18 protein-coding genes are annotated in these 17,703 nt (G+C 72.8%); 13 read left to right on the top strand and 5 right to left on the bottom strand.

Annotation, left to right across the window (positions count from 1 at the left end):
- The first annotated feature begins 30 nt into the window (after positions 1-30).
- From LQ940_RS19645 to LQ940_RS19630, 4 genes are read left to right on the top strand one after another with little or no spacing between them, the layout of a single operon-like run.
- Complete coding sequence (locus tag LQ940_RS19645) at positions 31-921, top strand: phosphoribosylaminoimidazolesuccinocarboxamide synthase (protein WP_231241677.1); 891 nt, start codon at positions 31-33, stop codon at positions 919-921.
- Entirely contained in the window at positions 921-1,343 is a 423-nt protein-coding gene (locus LQ940_RS19640) for an SRPBCC family protein (RefSeq protein WP_231241676.1), read from the top strand. Before LQ940_RS19645 ends, LQ940_RS19640 begins: the two co-directional genes overlap by 1 nt.
- Positions 1,344-1,386: 43 nt before the next feature.
- Entirely contained in the window at positions 1,387-3,468 is a 2,082-nt protein-coding gene (locus tag LQ940_RS19635; protein WP_231241675.1) for an MMPL family transporter, read from the top strand.
- A 39-nt stretch (positions 3,469-3,507) separates the two neighbouring features.
- Positions 3,508-5,085, top strand: a complete 1,578-nt coding sequence (locus LQ940_RS19630) for a long-chain-fatty-acid--CoA ligase (RefSeq protein ID WP_231241674.1) — start codon at positions 3,508-3,510, stop codon at positions 5,083-5,085.
- Positions 5,086-5,103: 18 nt separating this feature from the next.
- On the opposite strand, the gene LQ940_RS19625 is transcribed toward LQ940_RS19630, so the two are convergent.
- Positions 5,104-5,607 carry a general stress protein gene (locus tag LQ940_RS19625; protein WP_231241673.1) on the bottom strand — a complete coding sequence of 168 codons (504 nt, stop codon included), beginning with the start codon at positions 5,605-5,607 and terminating at the stop codon, positions 5,104-5,106.
- 134 nt (positions 5,608-5,741) lie between these two features.
- Between LQ940_RS19625 and purS the strand changes: the two genes are divergently transcribed.
- Genes purS through LQ940_RS19610 form a run of 3 tightly spaced genes read left to right on the top strand, consistent with a single transcriptional unit; the run spans position 5,742 to position 7,122 of the window.
- A complete protein-coding gene (gene purS, locus LQ940_RS19620; RefSeq protein ID WP_231241672.1) occupies positions 5,742-6,002 on the top strand; it encodes a phosphoribosylformylglycinamidine synthase subunit PurS in 261 nt (86 codons plus the stop codon).
- Positions 5,999-6,679 carry a phosphoribosylformylglycinamidine synthase subunit PurQ gene (gene purQ / locus LQ940_RS19615; protein ID WP_231241671.1) on the top strand — a complete coding sequence of 227 codons (681 nt, stop codon included), beginning with the start codon at positions 5,999-6,001 and terminating at the stop codon, positions 6,677-6,679. Before purS ends, purQ begins: the two co-directional genes overlap by 4 nt.
- Entirely contained in the window at positions 6,676-7,122 is a 447-nt protein-coding gene (locus LQ940_RS19610; protein WP_231241670.1) for a DUF3817 domain-containing protein, read from the top strand. The genes purQ and LQ940_RS19610 overlap by 4 nt, the downstream gene beginning before the upstream one ends.
- A 9-nt stretch (positions 7,123-7,131) precedes the next feature.
- Here the strand turns inward: LQ940_RS19610 and LQ940_RS19605 are convergent, their stop codons facing one another.
- Positions 7,132-8,532, bottom strand: coding sequence for a glycoside hydrolase domain-containing protein (locus LQ940_RS19605; protein ID WP_231241669.1), 1,401 nt, complete (start codon positions 8,530-8,532; stop codon positions 7,132-7,134).
- 201 nt (positions 8,533-8,733) lie between these two features.
- Between LQ940_RS19605 and purL the strand changes: the two genes are divergently transcribed.
- The 3 genes from purL to LQ940_RS19590 all read left to right on the top strand — a co-directional run bounded on the left by purL (position 8,734) and on the right by LQ940_RS19590 (position 12,246).
- Positions 8,734-10,995 (top strand): phosphoribosylformylglycinamidine synthase subunit PurL, encoded by a 2,262-nt coding sequence (purL, locus tag LQ940_RS19600; protein WP_374229497.1) that lies wholly within the window; start codon positions 8,734-8,736, stop codon positions 10,993-10,995.
- Entirely contained in the window at positions 10,988-11,413 is a 426-nt protein-coding gene (gene arfB / locus LQ940_RS19595; protein ID WP_231241668.1) for an alternative ribosome rescue aminoacyl-tRNA hydrolase ArfB, read from the top strand. The genes purL and arfB overlap by 8 nt, the downstream gene beginning before the upstream one ends.
- A gap of 80 nt (positions 11,414-11,493) precedes the next feature.
- Positions 11,494-12,246 carry an alpha/beta hydrolase family protein gene (locus tag LQ940_RS19590; protein WP_231241667.1) on the top strand — a complete coding sequence of 251 codons (753 nt, stop codon included), beginning with the start codon at positions 11,494-11,496 and terminating at the stop codon, positions 12,244-12,246.
- A gap of 6 nt (positions 12,247-12,252) precedes the next feature.
- Here LQ940_RS19590 and LQ940_RS19585 read toward each other — a convergent pair whose 3' ends face one another.
- The 3 genes from LQ940_RS19585 to LQ940_RS19575 form a co-directional block, all read right to left on the bottom strand.
- Complete coding sequence (locus tag LQ940_RS19585; RefSeq protein WP_231241666.1) at positions 12,253-12,969, bottom strand: hypothetical protein; 717 nt, start codon at positions 12,967-12,969, stop codon at positions 12,253-12,255.
- Positions 12,970-13,076: 107 nt separating this feature from the next.
- Positions 13,077-13,880 (bottom strand): ABC transporter permease, encoded by an 804-nt coding sequence (locus LQ940_RS19580; RefSeq protein WP_231241665.1) that lies wholly within the window; start codon positions 13,878-13,880, stop codon positions 13,077-13,079.
- On the bottom strand, positions 13,877-14,893 hold the full coding sequence (locus LQ940_RS19575; RefSeq protein ID WP_231241664.1) for an ABC transporter ATP-binding protein: 1,017 nt from the start codon (positions 14,891-14,893) through the stop codon (positions 13,877-13,879). The genes LQ940_RS19580 and LQ940_RS19575 overlap by 4 nt, the downstream gene beginning before the upstream one ends.
- Positions 14,894-14,955: 62 nt before the next feature.
- Here LQ940_RS19575 and LQ940_RS19570 point away from each other — a divergent pair, with 62 nt between their 5' ends.
- The 3 genes from LQ940_RS19570 to LQ940_RS19560 are packed head-to-tail and all read left to right on the top strand — an operon-like array spanning position 14,956 to position 17,610.
- Complete coding sequence (locus LQ940_RS19570; RefSeq protein WP_231241663.1) at positions 14,956-15,906, top strand: helix-turn-helix transcriptional regulator; 951 nt, start codon at positions 14,956-14,958, stop codon at positions 15,904-15,906.
- A 9-nt stretch (positions 15,907-15,915) separates the two neighbouring features.
- The gene (locus tag LQ940_RS19565; protein ID WP_231241662.1) at positions 15,916-16,251 is read left to right on the top strand and encodes a sterol carrier family protein; all 336 of its coding nucleotides are present in this window, start codon (positions 15,916-15,918) and stop codon (positions 16,249-16,251) included.
- Between the two features lie 15 nt (positions 16,252-16,266).
- Positions 16,267-17,610 carry a dipeptidase gene (locus LQ940_RS19560; protein WP_231241661.1) on the top strand — a complete coding sequence of 448 codons (1,344 nt, stop codon included), beginning with the start codon at positions 16,267-16,269 and terminating at the stop codon, positions 17,608-17,610.
- Positions 17,611-17,703: the final 93 nt, after the last annotated feature.

Genomic DNA, 17,703 nt, shown 5'->3' with positions numbered 1-17,703 from the left:
CGCGACAAAGACCCCGACTAGGCTCACGGTGTGGCCGATCTGAACATCCCCGAAGCGCCGCCGATCCCCGGCGCCACCCCGCTGCACTCGGGCAAGGTGCGCGACCTGTACGTGCTCGACTCCGGGCCGTACGCCGGCGAGCTGCTCATGGTGGCCAGCGACCGGCTGTCGATCTTCGACTACGTCCTCGACACCACGATCCCCGACAAGGGCGAGATCCTCACCCGGCTGTCGCTGTGGTGGTTCGCCGAGCTCGGGGTGCCGCACCACGTGCTGTCGACCGACGTGCCCGAGGCGGTGCGGGGACGCGCGGTGGTGTGCCGGCGACTCGACATGTACCCGGTCGAGTGCGTCGCGCGCGGCTACCTCACCGGCTCGGGCCTGCTGGACTACCGCGCCACGGGCGAGGTGTGCGGCCTGGCCCTGCCGCCCGGACTGGAGGACGGCAGCAGGCTGCCCGAGCCAATCTTCACCCCGGCGACCAAGGCGGCGCTCGGCGAGCACGACGAGAACGTCTCCTACGAGCAGGTCGCCGGCGTCGTCGGCGCGGACACCGCGGCGGCCCTGCGCGAGCGCACCCTGGACGTCTATGCCCGTGCGGAGGCGGTCGCCCGGGAGCGGGGGATCATCCTGGCCGACACCAAGCTGGAGTTCGGCGCCGGCGCCGAGGGGACCCTGGTGCTCGCCGACGAGGTGCTGACCCCCGACTCCTCGCGCTTCTGGCCGGCCGCCGAGTGGCGCCCCGGCCACGCGCAGCCGTCCTACGACAAGCAGATCGTGCGCAACTGGGCGCTGTCGCCCGAGTCCGGCTGGGACAAGGCGTCCGGTGTCGCGCCGCCGCCGCTGCCGCGCGAGGTCGTCGAGCGCACCCGCAGCCGCTACGTCGAGGCCTACGAGCTGCTGACCGGCGAACGGTTCTGATGGCGGTCCACCTCCCGGTCCCCGCCGAGGTCGCGTTCGACTACCTCGTCGACCCGGTCCACCGGGCGCAGTGGCAGTCCAGCCTGACCCGGGTCGAGGAGGTGAGCGGCCCGGTGGCGGTGGGCCAGCGCTGGGTGGACGTGACGGCCCCGGGCCTGCGCCCCCGGATGGAGACCGTCGTGCTGGAGCGCCCGCACCGCTGGACCGAGCGCGGCACCTGGCGGTCCTGGTCGGCCGAGCTGACGCTGGAGTTCGCGCCCGCGCCGGGCGGCTGCGTGGTCGAGCCGACGATGCGACTGGCCGCCCGCGGACCGGCCGCGCTCGGGGCTCGGGCCCTCGGCCGCCTGGCGCCGCACGCCGTACGGGCGGACCTGCGCCGCGCCGGCCGGATCCTGCGCAAGTCTTCGACGGATATTGCATAAGTTTCGGGTTGGTGCCGCTCGCGCGCCGACCTATGGTTCGGGCGTGGATGCAGACGGAGCGCGGACGACGACCACCCGCTGGCGACCCCTCGTGGGGCGCTGGGCGAGCCGGATCGTGGTCCTGGTGGCCCTCATCTTCTCCGCGGTGGCCCTCGGCTCCGGGATCACCGGGGACGAGAGCTCCAACTCCGTGGCCAACCTGCCGGCCGACGCCGAGTCGGCCCGGGCCAGCGAGCTGCAGGAGTCGCTCGGCACCTCGAAGTTCACCCCCGTCTTCGCCGTGTTCGACCGCGGCGGGGAGAAGCTGACCGAGGAGGACCGCCGGGTCGTCGGCGAGAAGGTGCGCGAGCTCCAGGACCTCGCCGCCGAGGGGCAGAAGGCGTTCCCGGTCTTCGCAGAGGACGGCGCGGCCGCGTTCGTCGGGGTGCCGCTGGCCACCGACCCCTCCGGTGACTCCTACGAGGAGCCGGTCGCCGACATCCGGGAGCTGGCCGCGGCCGACCTGCCCGCCGGGCTCGAGGCCCAGGCGACCGGCGGCCCGGCGTTCTCCGTGGATCTCTCCAAGGTCTTCGACGGCGCCGACGTGCGGCTGCTGGTCACGACCGCCGGCGTCGTGGCGCTGCTCCTGCTGCTGACCTACCGCAGCCCCTGGCTGTGGCTGGTGCCGCTGACGGTGGTGGCCGTCGCCGACCAGGTCGCCGCCACCGCCGTCGACGTCGCGAGCCGGATCTTCCCGTTCACCGTCGACGGGCAGTCGACCGGCATCACCTCGGTGCTCGTGTTCGGCGCCGGCACCAACTACGCGCTGCTGCTGATCGCGCGCTACCGCGAGGAGCTGCGCCGCGAGGAGAGCCGGTACGACGCCATGCGGGTCGCCTGGCGCCAGGCCGCGCCCGCCATCCTGGCCAGCTCGGGCACGGTGGTGCTCGCGCTGCTCTGCCTGGGCTTCGCCGACAGCCCGAGCAGCCGCAACATCGGCTACGGCGGCGCGATCGGGATCGTCGTGGCCGTCGTCTACGCGCTCGTCGTGCTGCCGGCGGCGATGACGCTGTTCGGGCGGCGGCTGTTCTGGCCGTTCGTGCCGAAGGTCGGCCAGGCCGACCCCACCGCGACCGGCTTCTGGTCGAAGGTGGCCGCGGTCGTCACCGGCCGCCCGGTGCTGGTCTCCGTCGTCGGCGTGGCGGTCCTCGCGGTCCTGGCGATCCCGCTCACCGGCGTCGCGGCCGGGCTGTCGCAGACCGAGCAGTTCCGCGCCACCCCGCAGTCCGTGACCGGACAGGAGGTACTGGCCGAGCACTTCGCCGCCGGAGCCTCCCAGCCCACGTCGCTGCTCACCCCGACCGCGGCCGCCGACGACGTGCGCCGCGCGGTCGCCGAGGTCGAGGGGGTCGACCGGGTCGAGCCGGCCGGCTCGGCCGACGGCACGACGGTCCTGACCGCCGTACTCGGCGCGGAGCCGGCCTCCGAGGCGGCGCTGGCGACCGTCGAGTCGATCCGCGAGGCCGCGCAGGGCGTCGAGCCGGACGTGCTGGTGGGCGGGGCGGACGCCGAGTCGCTGGACTCCGAGACCGCCACGACCCGCGACCAGAAGCTGATCATCCCGATGATCCTGGCCGTCGTGCTGCTCGTGCTGCTGGTCCTGCTGCGCTCGATCGTGGCCGCGGTGCTGCTGGTGCTCACCGTGGTCGCGACCTTCGCGGCCAGCCTCGGGGCGAGCTGGTGGGCCTTCCAGCACTGGTTCGACTTCCCGGCGCTCGACTACAGCGTGCCGCTGCTCAGCTTCCTGTTCCTGGTCGCGCTGGGCGTCGACTACAACATCTTCCTGACGACACGGGCCAAGGAGGAGGCCAGGCGCCACGACACCAAGACGGCGATCTCGGTCGCGCTCGCCGTGACCGGCGGGGTCATCACCAGCGCCGGCATCCTGCTCGCGGCGGTCTTCACGGTGCTCGGCGTGCTGCCGCTGATCGTTCTCACCCAGGTCGGCGTCATCGTCGGCTTCGGCGTCCTGCTCGACACGCTGCTCGTGCGCAGCGTGCTGGTGCCGGCCCTCGTGTCCCTGCTCGGGCGGCGCTTCTGGTGGCCGGGGGCACTGTCCCGCGGGCCGGTCGGGGAGGGTCAGTAGGTTGGCTCTCATCAGGACGAGGTGACGAGGAGGACCGTGGTGACGGACACGACGTACAACCTGGCCAGCCTGCTGGAGGACGGTGCCGCGCGGTTCCCCGAGCGCGACGCGGTCGTCCTCGGCGACACCCGCCTGACCTACGCGCAGGTCGACGGCGCGGCCAACCAGGTCGCCAACCTGCTGGTCTCTCGGGGCATCCAGCCGGGGGACAAGGTCGCGCTGAGCTGCGCCAACCTGCCGCACTTCACGATCATCTACTTCGGGATCCTCAAGGCCGGCGCCACGGTCGTGCCGCTCAACGTGCTGCTCAAGGGCCGCGAGGTGGCCTACCACCTGGGCGACGCGGAGGCGAAGGCGTACTTCTGCTTCGAGGGCACCGCCGAGCTGCCGATCGGCCGGGAGGGCTTCGACGGGTTCGGCCGGGCCGATGGCTGCGAGCACTTCTTCCTGGTCACCGTCGACCCCGCTGCCGACTCCCCGATCGAGGGCGCGCAGACCTTCGGCCAGGCGCTGGCCGGGCAGCCGACGACCTTCGACACCGTGGCCACCGACGAGGACGACACCGCGGTGATCCTCTACACCTCCGGCACGACGGGGCAGCCCAAGGGCGCCGAGCTGCGCCACCGCAACATGCGCGACAACGCCCTCGCCGGCGAGGCGCTGTTCGGCGCCGACGCGCAGCGCCCCGACACCTACCTCTGCGTCCTGCCGCTCTTCCACTCCTTCGGCCAGACCGTGATCCAGAACGGCGCCTTCGCCTACGGCGGCACGGTGGTGATGCTGCCGCGCTTCGAGGCCGGAGCGGCGTTGATGACCATGCTCACCGAGAAGGTCACCTTCTTCGCCGGCGTGCCGACGATGTACTGGGGCCTGCTCGGCGCGCTCGACGGCTCGGTCGACGTCGAGGAGATCCGTCGCAACCTGCGCGTCGCCGCGTGCGGCGGCTCGGCCCTGCCGGTCGAGGTGCACAAGGAGTTCGAGGAGCGCTTCGGCGTGACGATCCTCGAGGGCTACGGGCTGTCCGAGACCTCACCGGTCGCCAGCTTCTCGCCGTACGGCGAGCCGGTGCGGGTCGGCTCGATCGGCCGGCCGATCCCGGGCGTGGAGATGACCCTGCTGAAGCCCGAGAGCTGGGACGAGATCGACGGCGGGGAGGACCCCGAGCACGCCATCGGCGAGATCGCGATCAAGGGTCACAACGTCATGAAGGGCTACTACAACCGCCCCGAGGCCACCGCCGAGGCCATCCACGACGGCTGGTTCCGCTCCGGCGACCTGGGCCGACGCGACGCCGACGGGTGGTACTACATCGTCGACCGCTCCAAGGACCTGATCATCCGCGGCGGCTACAACGTGTACCCGCGCGAGGTCGAGGAGGTGCTGATGACGCACCCCGACGTCTCGCTGGCCGCCGTCATCGGGGTGCCCCACGAGAGCCACGGCGAGGAGATCAAGGCGGTCGTCATCCGCAACGACGGCTCCACCCTCACCGAGGACGAGCTCATCGCGTGGTGCAAGGACCAGATGGCCGGCTACAAGTACCCGCGCCAGGTCCAGTTCGTCGACGCTCTGCCCATGACCGCCACCGGGAAGATCCTCAAGCGCGAGCTGGCCTGACGGGTCGGGCCTGACGGGTCAGGCGAACGGGTCGGGGGTCGCGCCCGGCAGCTGCGCCAGCAGCTCGCGCGCCTGCGCGGCCACCTTGTGCTCGACGAGCACCTCGTAGCGGGTCGCCACCACCTGGGTGACCGAGGAGAAGTCACGCTGGCCGCGGGTGAGCGCGTAGCTCACCAGGGCGAAGATCAGGCCGAACAGCGCGCCGAAGAGCATCGTGGAGATGATCGTGACCAGCGCGCCCTCCTCGGTGAAGATCGCGAAGATCAGCCCGATGAACAGCCCGAACCACACCCCCGAGAGCGCCCCGCCCAGGGCGACGCGGCCCGTCGTCAGGCGGCCGGTGATCCGCTCGATGCGCTTGAGGTCGGTCCCGACGATCATGCACTGCTGCACCGGAAACTTCTGGTCGGCCAGGTAGTCCACGGCCTTCTGTGCGGACTGGTAGTCGTCGTAGATCGCGAGCGACTGCGGGAAGGTCAGCTTCAGCGGCGACGCGGGGGTGGCTCCGGAGGACAGGCTCATGTCCCCAGTGTGCCCCGTCCGCGATGGGAGGCGCGAGCACCGAGTCCCACCCACGGTGGGAGCACCGGGGCGTCTCGAGGGGGACCTCCTAGAATGGAGGCACCGCCACACCCGCCTTGAAGCAGGAGTCCGCTGTGCCCCGAGTCGTCGTCGACGTCATGCCCAAGCCCGAGATCCTCGACCCGCAGGGCAAGGCGGTGCTCGGGGCGCTGCCCCGGCTCGGCTTCTCGGGCGTGAGCGACGTACGCCAGGGCAAGCGCTTCGAGCTCGAGGTCGCCGGCGAGGTCACCGAGGCGGTGCTGGCCGACGTGCACCGGATGGCCGAGACGCTGCTGTCCAACCCGGTCATCGAGTACTTCACCGTCCACGTCGACGACACGGTCGTGCCGGCATGAGGGTCGGGGTCGTCACCTTCCCGGGCTCGCTGGACGACGTCGACGCCCAGCGCGCGGTGCGCATCGGCGGCCACGAGGCACTCGCGCTGTGGCACGGGGCCCACGACCTGCGCGGCGTCGATGCGCTGGTCCTTCCCGGCGGGTTCTCCTACGGCGACTACCTGCGGTGCGGCGCGATCTCGCGCTTCTCCCCGGTGATGACCGAGGTCGTCGCCGCGGCCGGGCGCGGGATGCCGGTCCTGGGCATCTGCAACGGCTTCCAGGTGCTCTGCGAGTCGCACCTGCTGCCGGGGGCGCTGATCCGCAACGACCACCGCAAGTTCGTGTGCCGCGACCAGCGGCTGCGCATCGAGAACAACCGCACGCCCTGGACGGCCGCCTACGCGGAGGGGGCCGAGGTGACGATCGTCCTCAAGAACGGCGAGGGCGGGTTCGTGGCCGACGAGCCGACGCTGGACCGGCTGGAGGGGGAGGGCCAGGTGGTGGCCCGCTACCTCGGCGGCAACCCCAACGGCTCCCTGCGCGACATCGCCGGCATCAGCAACGCCCGCGGCAACGTCGTCGGCCTGATGCCGCACCCCGAGCACGCGGTCGAGGCCCTGACCGGCGCCGGCACCGACGGCCTCGGGTTCTTCACCTCACTGACTGCCGAGCTGATCGAGGAGGTCTTCGCATGAGTCCGACCCGCCTGTTCCGCACCGTCGCCACCGCCGAGGCCGTCACCTGGGCCGGGCTGCTGGTGGGCATGTTCCTCAAGTACGTCACCCACACCACCGAGCTCGGGGTGCGGGTCTTCGGCATGCTGCACGGCACGGTGTTCATCGCCTACCTGCTCACGACGGTGCTCGTCGCCGTCGACCGCCGCTGGACGCTCGGGCGTACGGCGCTCGGCCTCGCGTCCGCGGTGCCGCCGTTCCTGACGCTGTGGTTCGAACGCCACGTCGAGTCCCGCGGCGGGTTGGCGCCGACCTGGCGCCTGCTCGAGGAGGAGCCGACCCGCGGCCCGGAGCGACCGGTGGCCTGGCTGCTGCGCAACCCGCTGCGCGGCGCGGCGACCGGCCTGGTCGCGGTCGTCGCCCTCACCGGCGTCGCGCTGCTGGTCGGTCCGCCCGTCGGCTGACGCCGAGCCTCAGCGGCGGCCCTTGAGCAGGGGCGCCCACGAGGCGTCCTGCATGACGCCGTTGACGGGCACCTTCGCCTTGGCCTGCCAGGCGCGCAGCTTGGCGTCGGTCCGGGCGTCGAAGACGCCGGTGATCGCGATCGCCTTGCCGACGCCGGTCGCGTTGAGCGCGCGCTGGACCCGGCGGACGGCCGGACCCACGGACCCGCGCTTGAGCACGACCTTGTCGCCGCTCGCGAGGACGGAGACCCAGCCGCGGATCCACCAGACCCGGTCGAGGCCCAGGCCGGCACTGCGCTGGTAGGCGTTCATCGCGGCGACCAGCCGCTTGCTCCAGCCGCCCCCGATGTTGCCCTGGTAGAGGCCCTTCTCCTTGAGCAGGCACTGCAGGGCCTTGACGTGTGGCTTCGACGGCTTCACGCCGTTCGCCGGGGGACGCAGGACGGGGTAGGTCGAGAACGAGACGTTGATGCCGCCGCAGCGGGTCTCCGGTGCGGCGACCGAGCCGCGCCCGACCTCGAGGAAGTTGGTGTCGATGTTGATCCGGACGCCACCGTGCACCTCGTCGTGCCCGCCCTTGTACTGCTTGACGCGGCGACCCGGACGCCAGCCGTCCTCGCGCAGGTACGACGAGGAGGTGTTGGCGACGCCGTCCCAGCGGGCCAGCCAGATCATGTCCGGCAGCGTGAACCGCGTGGGCCGGTTGATCCGCGCCGAGTCGAGCGCGGCGATGCCGGAGCCGGCGCTGGAGTAGACGCCCGAGACGTAGCCGTGCTTGTGCAGGCGGGTGGTCCAGCCGCTGAGGAACGACAACGCCGACTCGCGGCAGCGCTCGTTGGCCGCGTCGAAGCCCTCGAGGTCGTACCAGAGCGTGCTTCCGCGGACGATGCCCAGCGCCGCCGCGTCCTTGACGGTCTTGTCGGCCTCGGCCACGCCCTGGCGGCGCGAGGGCGCGTAGACCTGCTTGGTCCCGGGGTTCGGGTCGATCTTGACGTCGTCGGAGTAGCGCGGGAAGCGCGGCTGGCACGACGCCTGGGGGCCGAGCGTGATCGGGAGCAGCCGCCAGCCCTTCGCCAGCTGGGTCGCGACCCACGTGGGGGTCAGGTTGGGCTGGCTGCGGCAGGCGCGCGAGTCGCCGGAGATGTAGATGCCGACCGCGAGGTACGGCGAGGTCGCCAGCCAGGTGTCCATCTGCTTCTGGTTCGGCGCGAGGCACTGGTCGAACCCGAAGCCGGTGAAGTCGCCGGGGGTGACGGGGTTCGTGGCGCGGGCCGCGCTCGGGCTCGAGGAGGCCTTGCCGTCGCTGGCCTGGGCTCCCGCTCCGGACGCGGTGAGCGTGGCCGCGGCCACGACCGTGGCGGCGAGCACGCAGAGGGCGCGCATGCGCAGGGTGGACAGGGAAGGGGACATCGCGGGGCTCCAGGGGAAGGCTCGGCACCAGGTCGGCGCGATCACGATAACCCCACCAGTCACAGCAGTAACAGGCCTCGCGAGTAACTACAGCCCTGTAGTTCCGGCAGTGCCGTCGTCCGGCGCGCGCCGGCCCGCGAAGATCACCTCGCCGATGGGCTCCTTCGGTGAAGAGGCCGCCGCGCCGGTAGATTGGCGCCCGTGACCGAGACCCGCCTGCACACGCTCGACACCGTCTCCGTCGCCGGCGAGGACCCGGGCCGTGAGCAGCCGTGGGCCGACCTCGGCCTCAAGGCCGACGAGTACCAGGAGATCCGCGAGATCCTCGGACGCCGCCCCACGAGCGCCGAGCTCGCGATGTACTCGGTCATGTGGAGCGAGCACTGCTCCTACAAGTCCTCCAAGGTGCACCTCAAGCAGTTCTCCGAGATCCCCCAGGAGACCCCCGCCGGCCGGATGCTGGCCGGCATCGGCGAGAACGCCGGCGTCATCGACGTCGGCCAGGGCTACGCCGTGACCTTCAAGGTCGAGTCGCACAACCACCCGTCGTACGTCGAGCCCTACCAGGGCGCCGCCACCGGCGTCGGCGGCATCGTGCGCGACATCCTCGCGATGGGCGCGCGCCCCGTCGCCGTCATGGACCCGCTGCGCTTCGGGCCGCTGGACGCGGATGACACCCACCGCGTGCTCCCGGGCATCGTGGCCGGCGTCGGGGGCTACGGCAACTGCCTCGGCCTGCCCAACATCGGCGGCGAGGCCGTCTTCGACGAGACCTACCTGGGCAACCCGCTCGTCAACGCGCTGTGCGTCGGCGTGCTGCGCCACGAGGACCTGCACCTCGCCAAGGCCTCCGGCGTGGGCAACCAGGTGATCCTCTACGGCGCCAAGACCGGCGGCGACGGCATCGGCGGGGTCAGCATCCTCGCGAGCGAGACCTTCGAGTCGACCGGACCGGCCAAGCGGCCCAGCGTGCAGGTCGGCGACCCGTTCATGGAGAAGCTGCTCATCGAGTGCACGCTCGAGATCTTCGCCGCCGGCCTGGTCGCCGGCATCCAGGACCTGGGCGGGGCGGGGCTGTCGTGTGCGACCTCGGAGCTCGCCAGCGCCGGGGACGGCGGGATGCACGTGGAGCTCGACACCGTGCCGTTGCGCGACTCCACGCTCTCGCCGGAGGAGATCCTCATGAGCGAGTCGCAGGAGCGGATGATGGCCGTCGTCGAGCCCGACGACGTCGCCGCCTTCCTGGCGATCTGCGCCAAGTGGGAGGTCGACGCCACCGTCATCGGCGAGGTCACCGACACCGGGCGCCTGCAGATCGACTGGCACGGCGAGCGCGTCGTCGACGTCCCGCCGCGCTCGGTGGCGCACGACGGACCGACGTACCACCGCCCGTATGCGCGGCCGGACTCCCAGGACGTGCTGCAGGCCGACACGGCCGAGGCACTGCCGCGGCCGACCACCGGCGAGGAGCTCGCGGCGACGGTGCTGCGGATGGTCGCCTCGCCCAACCTGTGCGACAAGTCGTGGATCACCGACCAGTACGACCGCTACGTCCGCGGCAACACCGTGCTCGCGCAGCCCAGCGACAGCGGGATGATCCGCATCGACGAGGACACCGACCTCGGCGTCGCGGTCTCCACCGACTGCAACGGCCGCTTCACGCTGCTCGACCCCTACGCCGGCGCCCAGCTCGCCCTCGCCGAGTCCTATCGCAACGTCGCGACCGGCGGCGCGGTGCCGCTGGCGATCTCCGACTGCCTCAACTTCGGCTCGCCCGAGGACCCGGCCGTCATGTGGCAGTTCGCGGAGGCCTGCCGCGGCCTCAAGGACGCCTGCCTGGAGCTCGGCATCCCGGTCACCGGCGGCAACGTGAGCCTCTACAACCAGACCGGCGAGACGGCGATCCTGCCCACGCCGGTGGTGGCCGTGCTCGGCGTGATCGAGGACGTCACCCGGCGCACCCCCTCGGCGTTCGAGGCCGCGGGCGAGCGGGTCTTCCTGCTCGGGGAGACCCACGAGGAGCTGTCCGGCTCGGAGTGGGCGCACGTGGTGCACGGCCACCTCGGCGGGCTGCCGCCGCGGGTCGACCTGGCCCGCGAGAAGGCCCTCGCCGAGCTGCTGCACGAGGGCGTCGGCCTGCTGACCAGCGCGCACGACGTCTCGGACGGCGGCCTGGCGCAGACGCTGGTCGAGGCGGCGATCAGGAACGACGTCGGGGTCACGGTGACCCTCGCCGACGACCCGTTCCTCGCGCTGTTCTCCGAGTCCGCCGGACGCGTGGTCGTGACCGTCGCGCCGGAGGCGGTCGACGACCTGGCCGCGCTGGCCGCGCGCCACGGCGTACCGCTCACTGAGCTGGGCGTGACGGGCGGCGACTCGTTCGCGGCGGAGGGGGTCTTCGAGCTGCCGCTGGCCGACCTGCGCGCGGCGTGGGCCGCGACGTTGCCGGCCGCCCTTGGCTGACGACCTCGTCGTCTCACGGTCGCTGGTGATCCCGGCGGCCGAGCTCTCCGAGCGGTTCTCGCGCTCCTCCGGGCCGGGGGGCCAGGGCGTCAACACCGCCGACACCCGCGTCGAGCTGTCCTTCGACCTCGCGGCCTCGGCCTCGGTGCCGGCGTACCTCCAGGAGCGGATGCTGTCGCGGCTGTCCTCGCGGCTGGTGGACGGCGTCGTCACCGTGACCGCCAGCGAGCACCGCACCCAGCTGGCCAACCGGCGCGCGGCGCGCGAGCGGCTGGCCTCGTTGCTGCGCGACGCGGCGCTGCCCCCCTCGCCGACGCGGCGGGCCACGCGCCCCACCCGCGGCTCCAAGGAGCGACGGCTCGGCGCGAAGAAGCGGCGCGGCGAGATCAAGAAGGGCCGGCAGGGGCGCTTCGAGTGATGCGCCGGCGCCACCTGCTGGGGCTGCCCGTGGCCGGGGCCCTGGGTGCCCTGGCGGCCGGGTGCGGGGAGGATGCTCCCGTGAGCGAGCCAGAGGGTCGCGCCGAGGGGCGCCTCGACTACGGATCCGATCCCAGCCAGTACGGCGAGCTGTCGCTGCCCGAGGGCGACCCGCGCGGGGTGGTCGTGGTGATCCATGGCGGCTTCTGGAAGGCGGCCTACGACGCCTCGCTCGGTCGGCCGCTCGCGGCTGCGCTGGTGGCGCGGGGCTGGGCCGCGTGGAACCTGGAGTACCGCCGGGTCGGCGCGGGCGGTGGCGCCGGCGGGGGCGCGCCCGCGACCTTCGACGACGTGGCGGCCGGCATCGACCACCTGGCCGGGCTCGGGCTGGACCTCACGACCGTGGTCGCCCTGGGCCACTCCGCGGGCGGCCACCTGGCCGCCTGGGCGGCGACGCGCGGGCGCGACGGCTGGCCGCAGCGCGTCCCCGTCACCGCGGTCGTCTCGCAGGCGGGCGTGCTCGACCTGCGCTCGGCGGACGCCGACGGGCTGGGCGACGGCGCCGTGCGCGCCCTGCTCGGCCACGCGGCCACGGCGGCCGATGCGCCGTACGACCCGATCCAGCGGGTGCCGGCCGGGGTGCCGGTCTGGTGCGTGCACGGGCGCGACGACGACGTGGTGCCGCCGAGCCAGTCGGCGGCGTACGTCGAGGCGGCGCGGGCGAGCGGCGGGCGTGCGGAGCTGGTGGAGGTCGAGGGCGACCACTTCGTCGTCGTCGACCCCGACTCGCCGGCGTGGGCGCGGATCGTCGGGATCCTCGACACGCTCGGCTGAGCCGGCTCACGAGGGCAGGGTCGAGATCTTCTGCCAGATCTTGCGGGACATGCCGGTGGTGAGCTGCTCGATGGAGTTGACGGTGTCCAGCACCACCGCGTCGCGGGACTCCTCGGCGCACAGCGCGGCGGTCTTGCCCACGAGGCTGAGCAGCTCCGAGCAGTAGTCGAGGTAGCGCTCCATCTCGTCGCGGGTCATGTCCAGCGGTGCGCTCACCGAGGTCGGCGCGAACGAGGGGCGCAGCTGCTCGGGGTCCTTGGTGAGCTGGTGCATGTCGACGATGTGGGCGGTGGAGCGCAGCTGGTGCAGGAGCGCCAGGGTGCGACCGCGCTGCAGCCGCTCGGGGAAGCTCCACAGGAAGTACACCGCGATCCCCGCGAACACCAGGTCGTTGATGACCGTCTCGATCAGCGGCAGCACGTCGAGCGAGCTGTCGAGCACCCCGCCGAGGCGCAGCGTGTCGCGCACCGCCAGGACCAGCGCCACCACCGTGCCGGCCAGCACCAGCGCCATCAGCAGCCGCGACGCGAGCCGGGCGGCGCGGATCCGGCCCTGCGCCTCGCCGGCCCCGGACTCCACCTCGTCGATGATCAGCAGCAGGTCCCCGGCCACCTTGCGCAGCCCACGCTGGGGGAACCGGGCCACGATCCGCTCCTGCAGGTGCGTCACCGTCGTCCGTACCGGCCCCGCCTCCAGCGGCTCGTGCAGGTCCCGGGACGTCACGCCCCGCAGCCTAGGACGCCGACCCGTCAGAAACTCACCGGATTCACCGCTGACCCGTCAGAAACTTTCTGACGGGTCAGCGGGGGTTGGCTGCAGTTGGTGACGGGTCAGCTGGAGGAGCGCATGGCCTTGAGGCCCACCGTCAGCCCGAGGGCGGCGGTGACGGCGGCGGCGAGGAGGCCGGCGCCGATGGTGTCGGCGGGGTAGGAGCCGGCGAAGAGCGCGCGCTCGGCCTCGACGACGTACGCCAGGGGGTTGAGGTCGGAGGCGACCTGGAGCCAGCGCGGGGCGCCCTCGAGGGGGAGCAGGACGCCCCCGAGCAGCAGCAGCGGGAAGATCACGGTCTGCTGGACGGTCCAGAACAGCCAGTCCTGGTCCTTGGAGGCGAGCGCGAGGGCGAACGACAGGGAGCCGATCCCGACGCTGAACAGCGCGAGGATCGTGACCCCGACGAGGATCCCGCCGAGGTGCAGCTCGAAGCTGAACGGCGTCACGACGGCGACGATGATCGCGGTCTGCATGAGCATCGGCACCACCTCCTTGAGCGCGCGGCCGACCAGCAGCGAGGAGCGGCTCAGCGGCGACACCAGGAGCCGCTCGTGCGAGCCGCTCATGATCTCCTGCATGAGGTTGGCGCCGGTGAAGCTGGCCCCCATGAGCACGGTCATCGCGACGATGCCCGGCACGAACCACTGCAGTGCGGAGCCGTTGCCCACGTCGGGCAGCAGCGGCGCGAAGAGCCCGAGGAACACCAGCGGCTGCACCATCGCGAACAGCACCGACGCGGGCTCGCGGAAGACCGGCTTGAGCTCGCGGACCATGACGTTCCAGGTGTCGCCGAGGAAGCCCGGCGGCGTCGGCGCCTCGACGGTGGTACGCCGGACGGGGGCGGTCTCGATGAGGGTGGTCATGCTGCTGCTCCTTCGGTGGTGGCGGCGGGGGTGGTGTCGGCGCCGGTCTCGCGCAGGCTGCGCCCGGTGAGGTCGAGGAAGACGTCGTCGAGCGTGGGGCCCGCGACCTCCATGCGGGTGGCCGGCGTCCCGGCGCCCGCCAGGTCGGCGACCAGGCCGGGTGCCAGGTCGCGCCCGTGGGCGACGCGGACCGACAGCGCGGCGCCGTCGACGTCGACCGACGCCCCCTCCAGCCGCTCCGCCCGGGCGGCGGCGGCCTGGGCATGGGCGGGCGAGGCGAACCCGAGCGTCACCAGGTCGCCGAGTGCCGACTTCAGGCGCGAGGCGGTGTCGTCGGCGATGACCCGCCCGTGGTCGATCACGATCACCCGGTCGGCGATCGCATCGGCCTCCTCGAGGTAGTGGGTGGTCATCACGATCGTGGTCCCGGCCTCGCGGTTGAGCCGCTTGACCTGCTCCTGGAGGTTGACCCGGTTCTGCGGGTCCAGGCCGGTCGACGGCTCGTCGAGGAACATCAGCCGCGGGGCGTGCACCAGGCCGATCGCGACGTCGAGCCGGCGGCGCTGGCCGCCGGACAGGGTCGAGACCGGCCGGCGGGCGTGCTCGGTGAGGTCGAAGGCCTCGAGCAGCTCGTCGGCGCGGGCGCGGGCGGCGCCCCGGCTCATCCCGAACGAGCGCGCCTGGCTCACGACCTCGTCGCGGCCGCGCTGCTGGTGGCCCGCAGCGTTGCCCTGACCGACGTACCCGATCGAGCGGCGTACGTCGCGGTGCTCGCGCACCACGTCGTACCCGGCGACCTCGGCGGCGCCGGACGTGGGCGCGATCAGGGTGGTCAGCATGCGCAGGGTGGTGGACTTGCCGGCGCCGTTGGGGCCGAGGAACGCGACGAGCTCGCCGTCCGTGACCTCGAGGTCGAGGCCGCGGACCGCCTCGACGGTCTGTTGGTGGCGGGTGAAGTGCCGGGTGAGCCCGCGGGTGCGGATCACCGGGCCGGAGCGGGTGGTTGTCGTCATGCCGTGCACTCTTCCGAGCCTTTAGGCCACATTCCGTCCGCATTCGAAATTAGTCTGGGCCCATGTCCACCAGTGCTCGGATGCTGCGCCTGCTGTCCCTCCTGCAGACCCACCGCTACTGGCCCGGCGAGGAGCTCGCCCAGCGGCTGGAGGTCAGCGGCCGCACGCTGCGCCGCGACATCGACCGGCTGCGCGAGCTCGGGTACGCCGTCGACGCCTCCCGGGGCGTGGCCGGCGGCTACCAGCTGCGCGCGGGCGGCTCGCTGCCGCCGCTGCTGCTCGAGGACGAGGAGGCGGTCGCGATCGCGGTCGGCCTGCAGCAGGCGGCCAACGGCTCGGTCGGCGGCATGGAGGAGACCTCGGTGCAGGCGCTGACCAAGGTGATCGCGCTGATGCCGCCGCGGCTGCGCCGGCAGATGGACGCGCTGCGGTCCCAGACCGACAATCTGGTCTGGGGCGGTGGTCCGCACATCGACCCCGCCATCCTGACGACGCTCGCCCAGGCCTGCCGCGACGACGAGCCGCTGCACCTCACCTACACCGCCCGGGGTGCCGAGCCCACCGAGCGCTGGGTCGAGCCGCACCGGCTGGTCTCCCTGGGGCGCCGCTGGTACCTCGTCGCCTACGACCGCGACCGCCAGGACTGGCGCTCGTTCCGCGTCGACCGGATCGCGTCCCCGCGCACGACCGGCCACCGCTACCGGCCGCGCGAGCTGCCCGCCGACGACGCGCTCGCGTTCGTCCAGGCCGGGATCCGGCGGATCCCGCAGCGCTACGACGTACGCGTCCGGGTCGCGGCCGACCCCGCGGTGGTCGCGCGCGCCGTCGGCCGCTGGGGCGACGTCACGCCGTACGAGCAGGGCTGCCTGCTCGCGATGAGCGTCGATGACCTGCAGTGGCCGGTGATGGTGCTCGCTCAGCTCGGCGCCGACTTCACCGTCGAGTCACCGGTCGAGCTGGTCGACCTGGTGAGCGAGGTGAGCGCCCGCTTCGCGCGCGCCGGCGTTGCGTAGCCTGCGCGCATGGCTCCCCGGCTCCGACAGCTCGCTCCCACCGACCTCGCCGCGGCGTTCGAGGCCGGCGACCAGCGGGCGCTGACCAAGCACTTCCTGGCCGTGCTCGAGCAGCGCGCGCCGGGTCACTCGGTCGAGGTGCGGGTCCCGCCGTACGCCGCCGTCCAGGTGATCCCCGGCGTGCGCCACACCCGGGGCACGCCGCCGGCCGTTGTCGAGATGGACGGCGCCACCTGGGTCGCGCTCGCCACCGGAGAGCTCACGTGGGCCGAGGCGGACAGTGCCGGCCGGGTGCGAGCCTCCGGGGAGCGGGCCGACCTCTCGCCGTACCTGCCGCTGGGCTGAGGTTAAGTTGGACGGATGAGTGACGACATTCGTGCCAAGGTGACCGAGCTGCTCCCCGGGATCCGCCGTGACCTCGAGGATCTGGTCCGCATCGAGTCGGTCAGCGCCGACCCGGCGCGCGCCGGCGAGGTGCAGCGCAGCGCCGAGGCCGTGGCCGAGCTGTTCCGCGCCGAGGGCTTCGACTCCGTCGAGATCGTGAGCGCGGAGGCCGACGGCCGGGCGCCGGCGGTCATCGCCCACAAGGCCGGGCCGGAGGGTGCGCCGACGGTGCTGCTCTACGCCCACCACGACGTCCAGCCGGAGAACGACCCCGCTGACTGGGACTCGCCGCCGTTCGAGCCCACGGAGCGCGACGGGCGGCTCTACGCCCGCGGCGCCGCGGACGACAAGGCCGGCATCGCCGCCCACCTGGGCGCGCTGCGGGTCTTCGGCGACGACCTGCCGGTGAGCGTCACGATGTTCATCGAGGGCGAGGAGGAGGTCGGCTCCGACACCCTGCCGGCACTGCTGAAGCAGCACCACGACCGGCTGCGCGCCGACGTCATCGTGATCGCCGACTCCGGCAACTGGGACATCGGCGAGCCGGCTCTGACGACCAGCCTGCGCGGCCTCGTGCGCGTCGACGTCGAGGTCCGCACGCTCACCCACGCCGTCCACTCCGGCATGTGGGGCGGCCTCGTGCCCGACTCGCTGATGGCACTGAGCCGGGTCATCGCCAGCCTGCACGACGACGAGGGCAACGTGGCGATCGCCGGCCTGCACTCCGGCCCGGCCGCGGACGTGGTCTACCCCGAGGAGCGGCTGCGCGCCGAGTCCGGTGCCGTGCCGGGCATCGAGTGGATCGGCAGCGGCTCCGCGGTCGAGCGGCTGTGGACCAAGCCCGCGCTCTCGATCACCGGCCTGGACGCGCCCAAGGTCGACGGGGCCAGCAACACCCTGGTCCCGGCCGCGCGCGCCAAGATCAGCCTGCGCGTCGCCCCCGGCGACACCTGCGAGAACGCCCTGGCCTGCCTGACCGCCCACCTCGAGGCCCACGTCCCGTGGGGCGCGGAGCTGAGCGTCACCCTCGTCGACACCGGCGAGGCCACGCGGATCGATGCCACCGGCCCGGCGTACGACGCGGCGCGGGCGGCGTTCGAGGAGGCCTGGGACGGCGTCGCGCCGGTCGACATGGGCGTCGGCGGGTCGATTCCGTTCATCGCGGAGTTCCTCGAGGCCTTCCCCGAGGCCAGCGTGCTGGTCACCGGGGTGGAGGACCCCGACACCCGCGCCCACGGCGCCAACGAGGGCCTGCACCTGGCCGAGTTCGCCCGGGTCGTCCTCGCCGAGGCGCTCCTCCTGCGCAACCTGGCCCGCTGACCCGTCACCAACTCGACGAAATCACCGCTGACCCGTCAGAAAGTTTCTGACGGGTCAGCGGTGGGGGCGGCCGTCGTGTCGCTTTCGCATCAT

This window comes from Nocardioides sp. cx-173, from assembly GCF_021117365.1.
Classification (GTDB): Bacteria; Actinomycetota; Actinomycetes; order Propionibacteriales; family Nocardioidaceae; genus Nocardioides.
The sequence above is the reverse complement of the archived record's forward strand: the minus strand, read 5'-3'. Positions and strand labels throughout refer to the sequence as shown.

Coding starts and splice junctions, on each gene's coding strand:
- LQ940_RS19640 (WP_231241676.1), top strand. CDS start 921: ATGGCGGTCCACCTCCCGGTCCCCGCCGAGGTCGCGTTCGACTACCTC.
- LQ940_RS19625 (WP_231241673.1), bottom strand. CDS start 5,607: ATGAGCCTGTCCTCCGGAGCCACCCCCGCGTCGCCGCTGAAGCTGACC.
- purQ (WP_231241671.1), top strand. CDS start 5,999: ATGAGGGTCGGGGTCGTCACCTTCCCGGGCTCGCTGGACGACGTCGAC.
- LQ940_RS19610 (WP_231241670.1), top strand. CDS start 6,676: ATGAGTCCGACCCGCCTGTTCCGCACCGTCGCCACCGCCGAGGCCGTC.
- LQ940_RS19605 (WP_231241669.1), bottom strand. CDS start 8,532: ATGTCCCCTTCCCTGTCCACCCTGCGCATGCGCGCCCTCTGCGTGCTC.
- LQ940_RS19580 (WP_231241665.1), bottom strand. CDS start 13,880: ATGACCACCCTCATCGAGACCGCCCCCGTCCGGCGTACCACCGTCGAG.
- LQ940_RS19575 (WP_231241664.1), bottom strand. CDS start 14,893: ATGACGACAACCACCCGCTCCGGCCCGGTGATCCGCACCCGCGGGCTC.
- LQ940_RS19570 (WP_231241663.1), top strand. CDS start 14,956: ATGTCCACCAGTGCTCGGATGCTGCGCCTGCTGTCCCTCCTGCAGACC.
- LQ940_RS19565 (WP_231241662.1), top strand. CDS start 15,916: ATGGCTCCCCGGCTCCGACAGCTCGCTCCCACCGACCTCGCCGCGGCG.
- LQ940_RS19560 (WP_231241661.1), top strand. CDS start 16,267: ATGAGTGACGACATTCGTGCCAAGGTGACCGAGCTGCTCCCCGGGATC.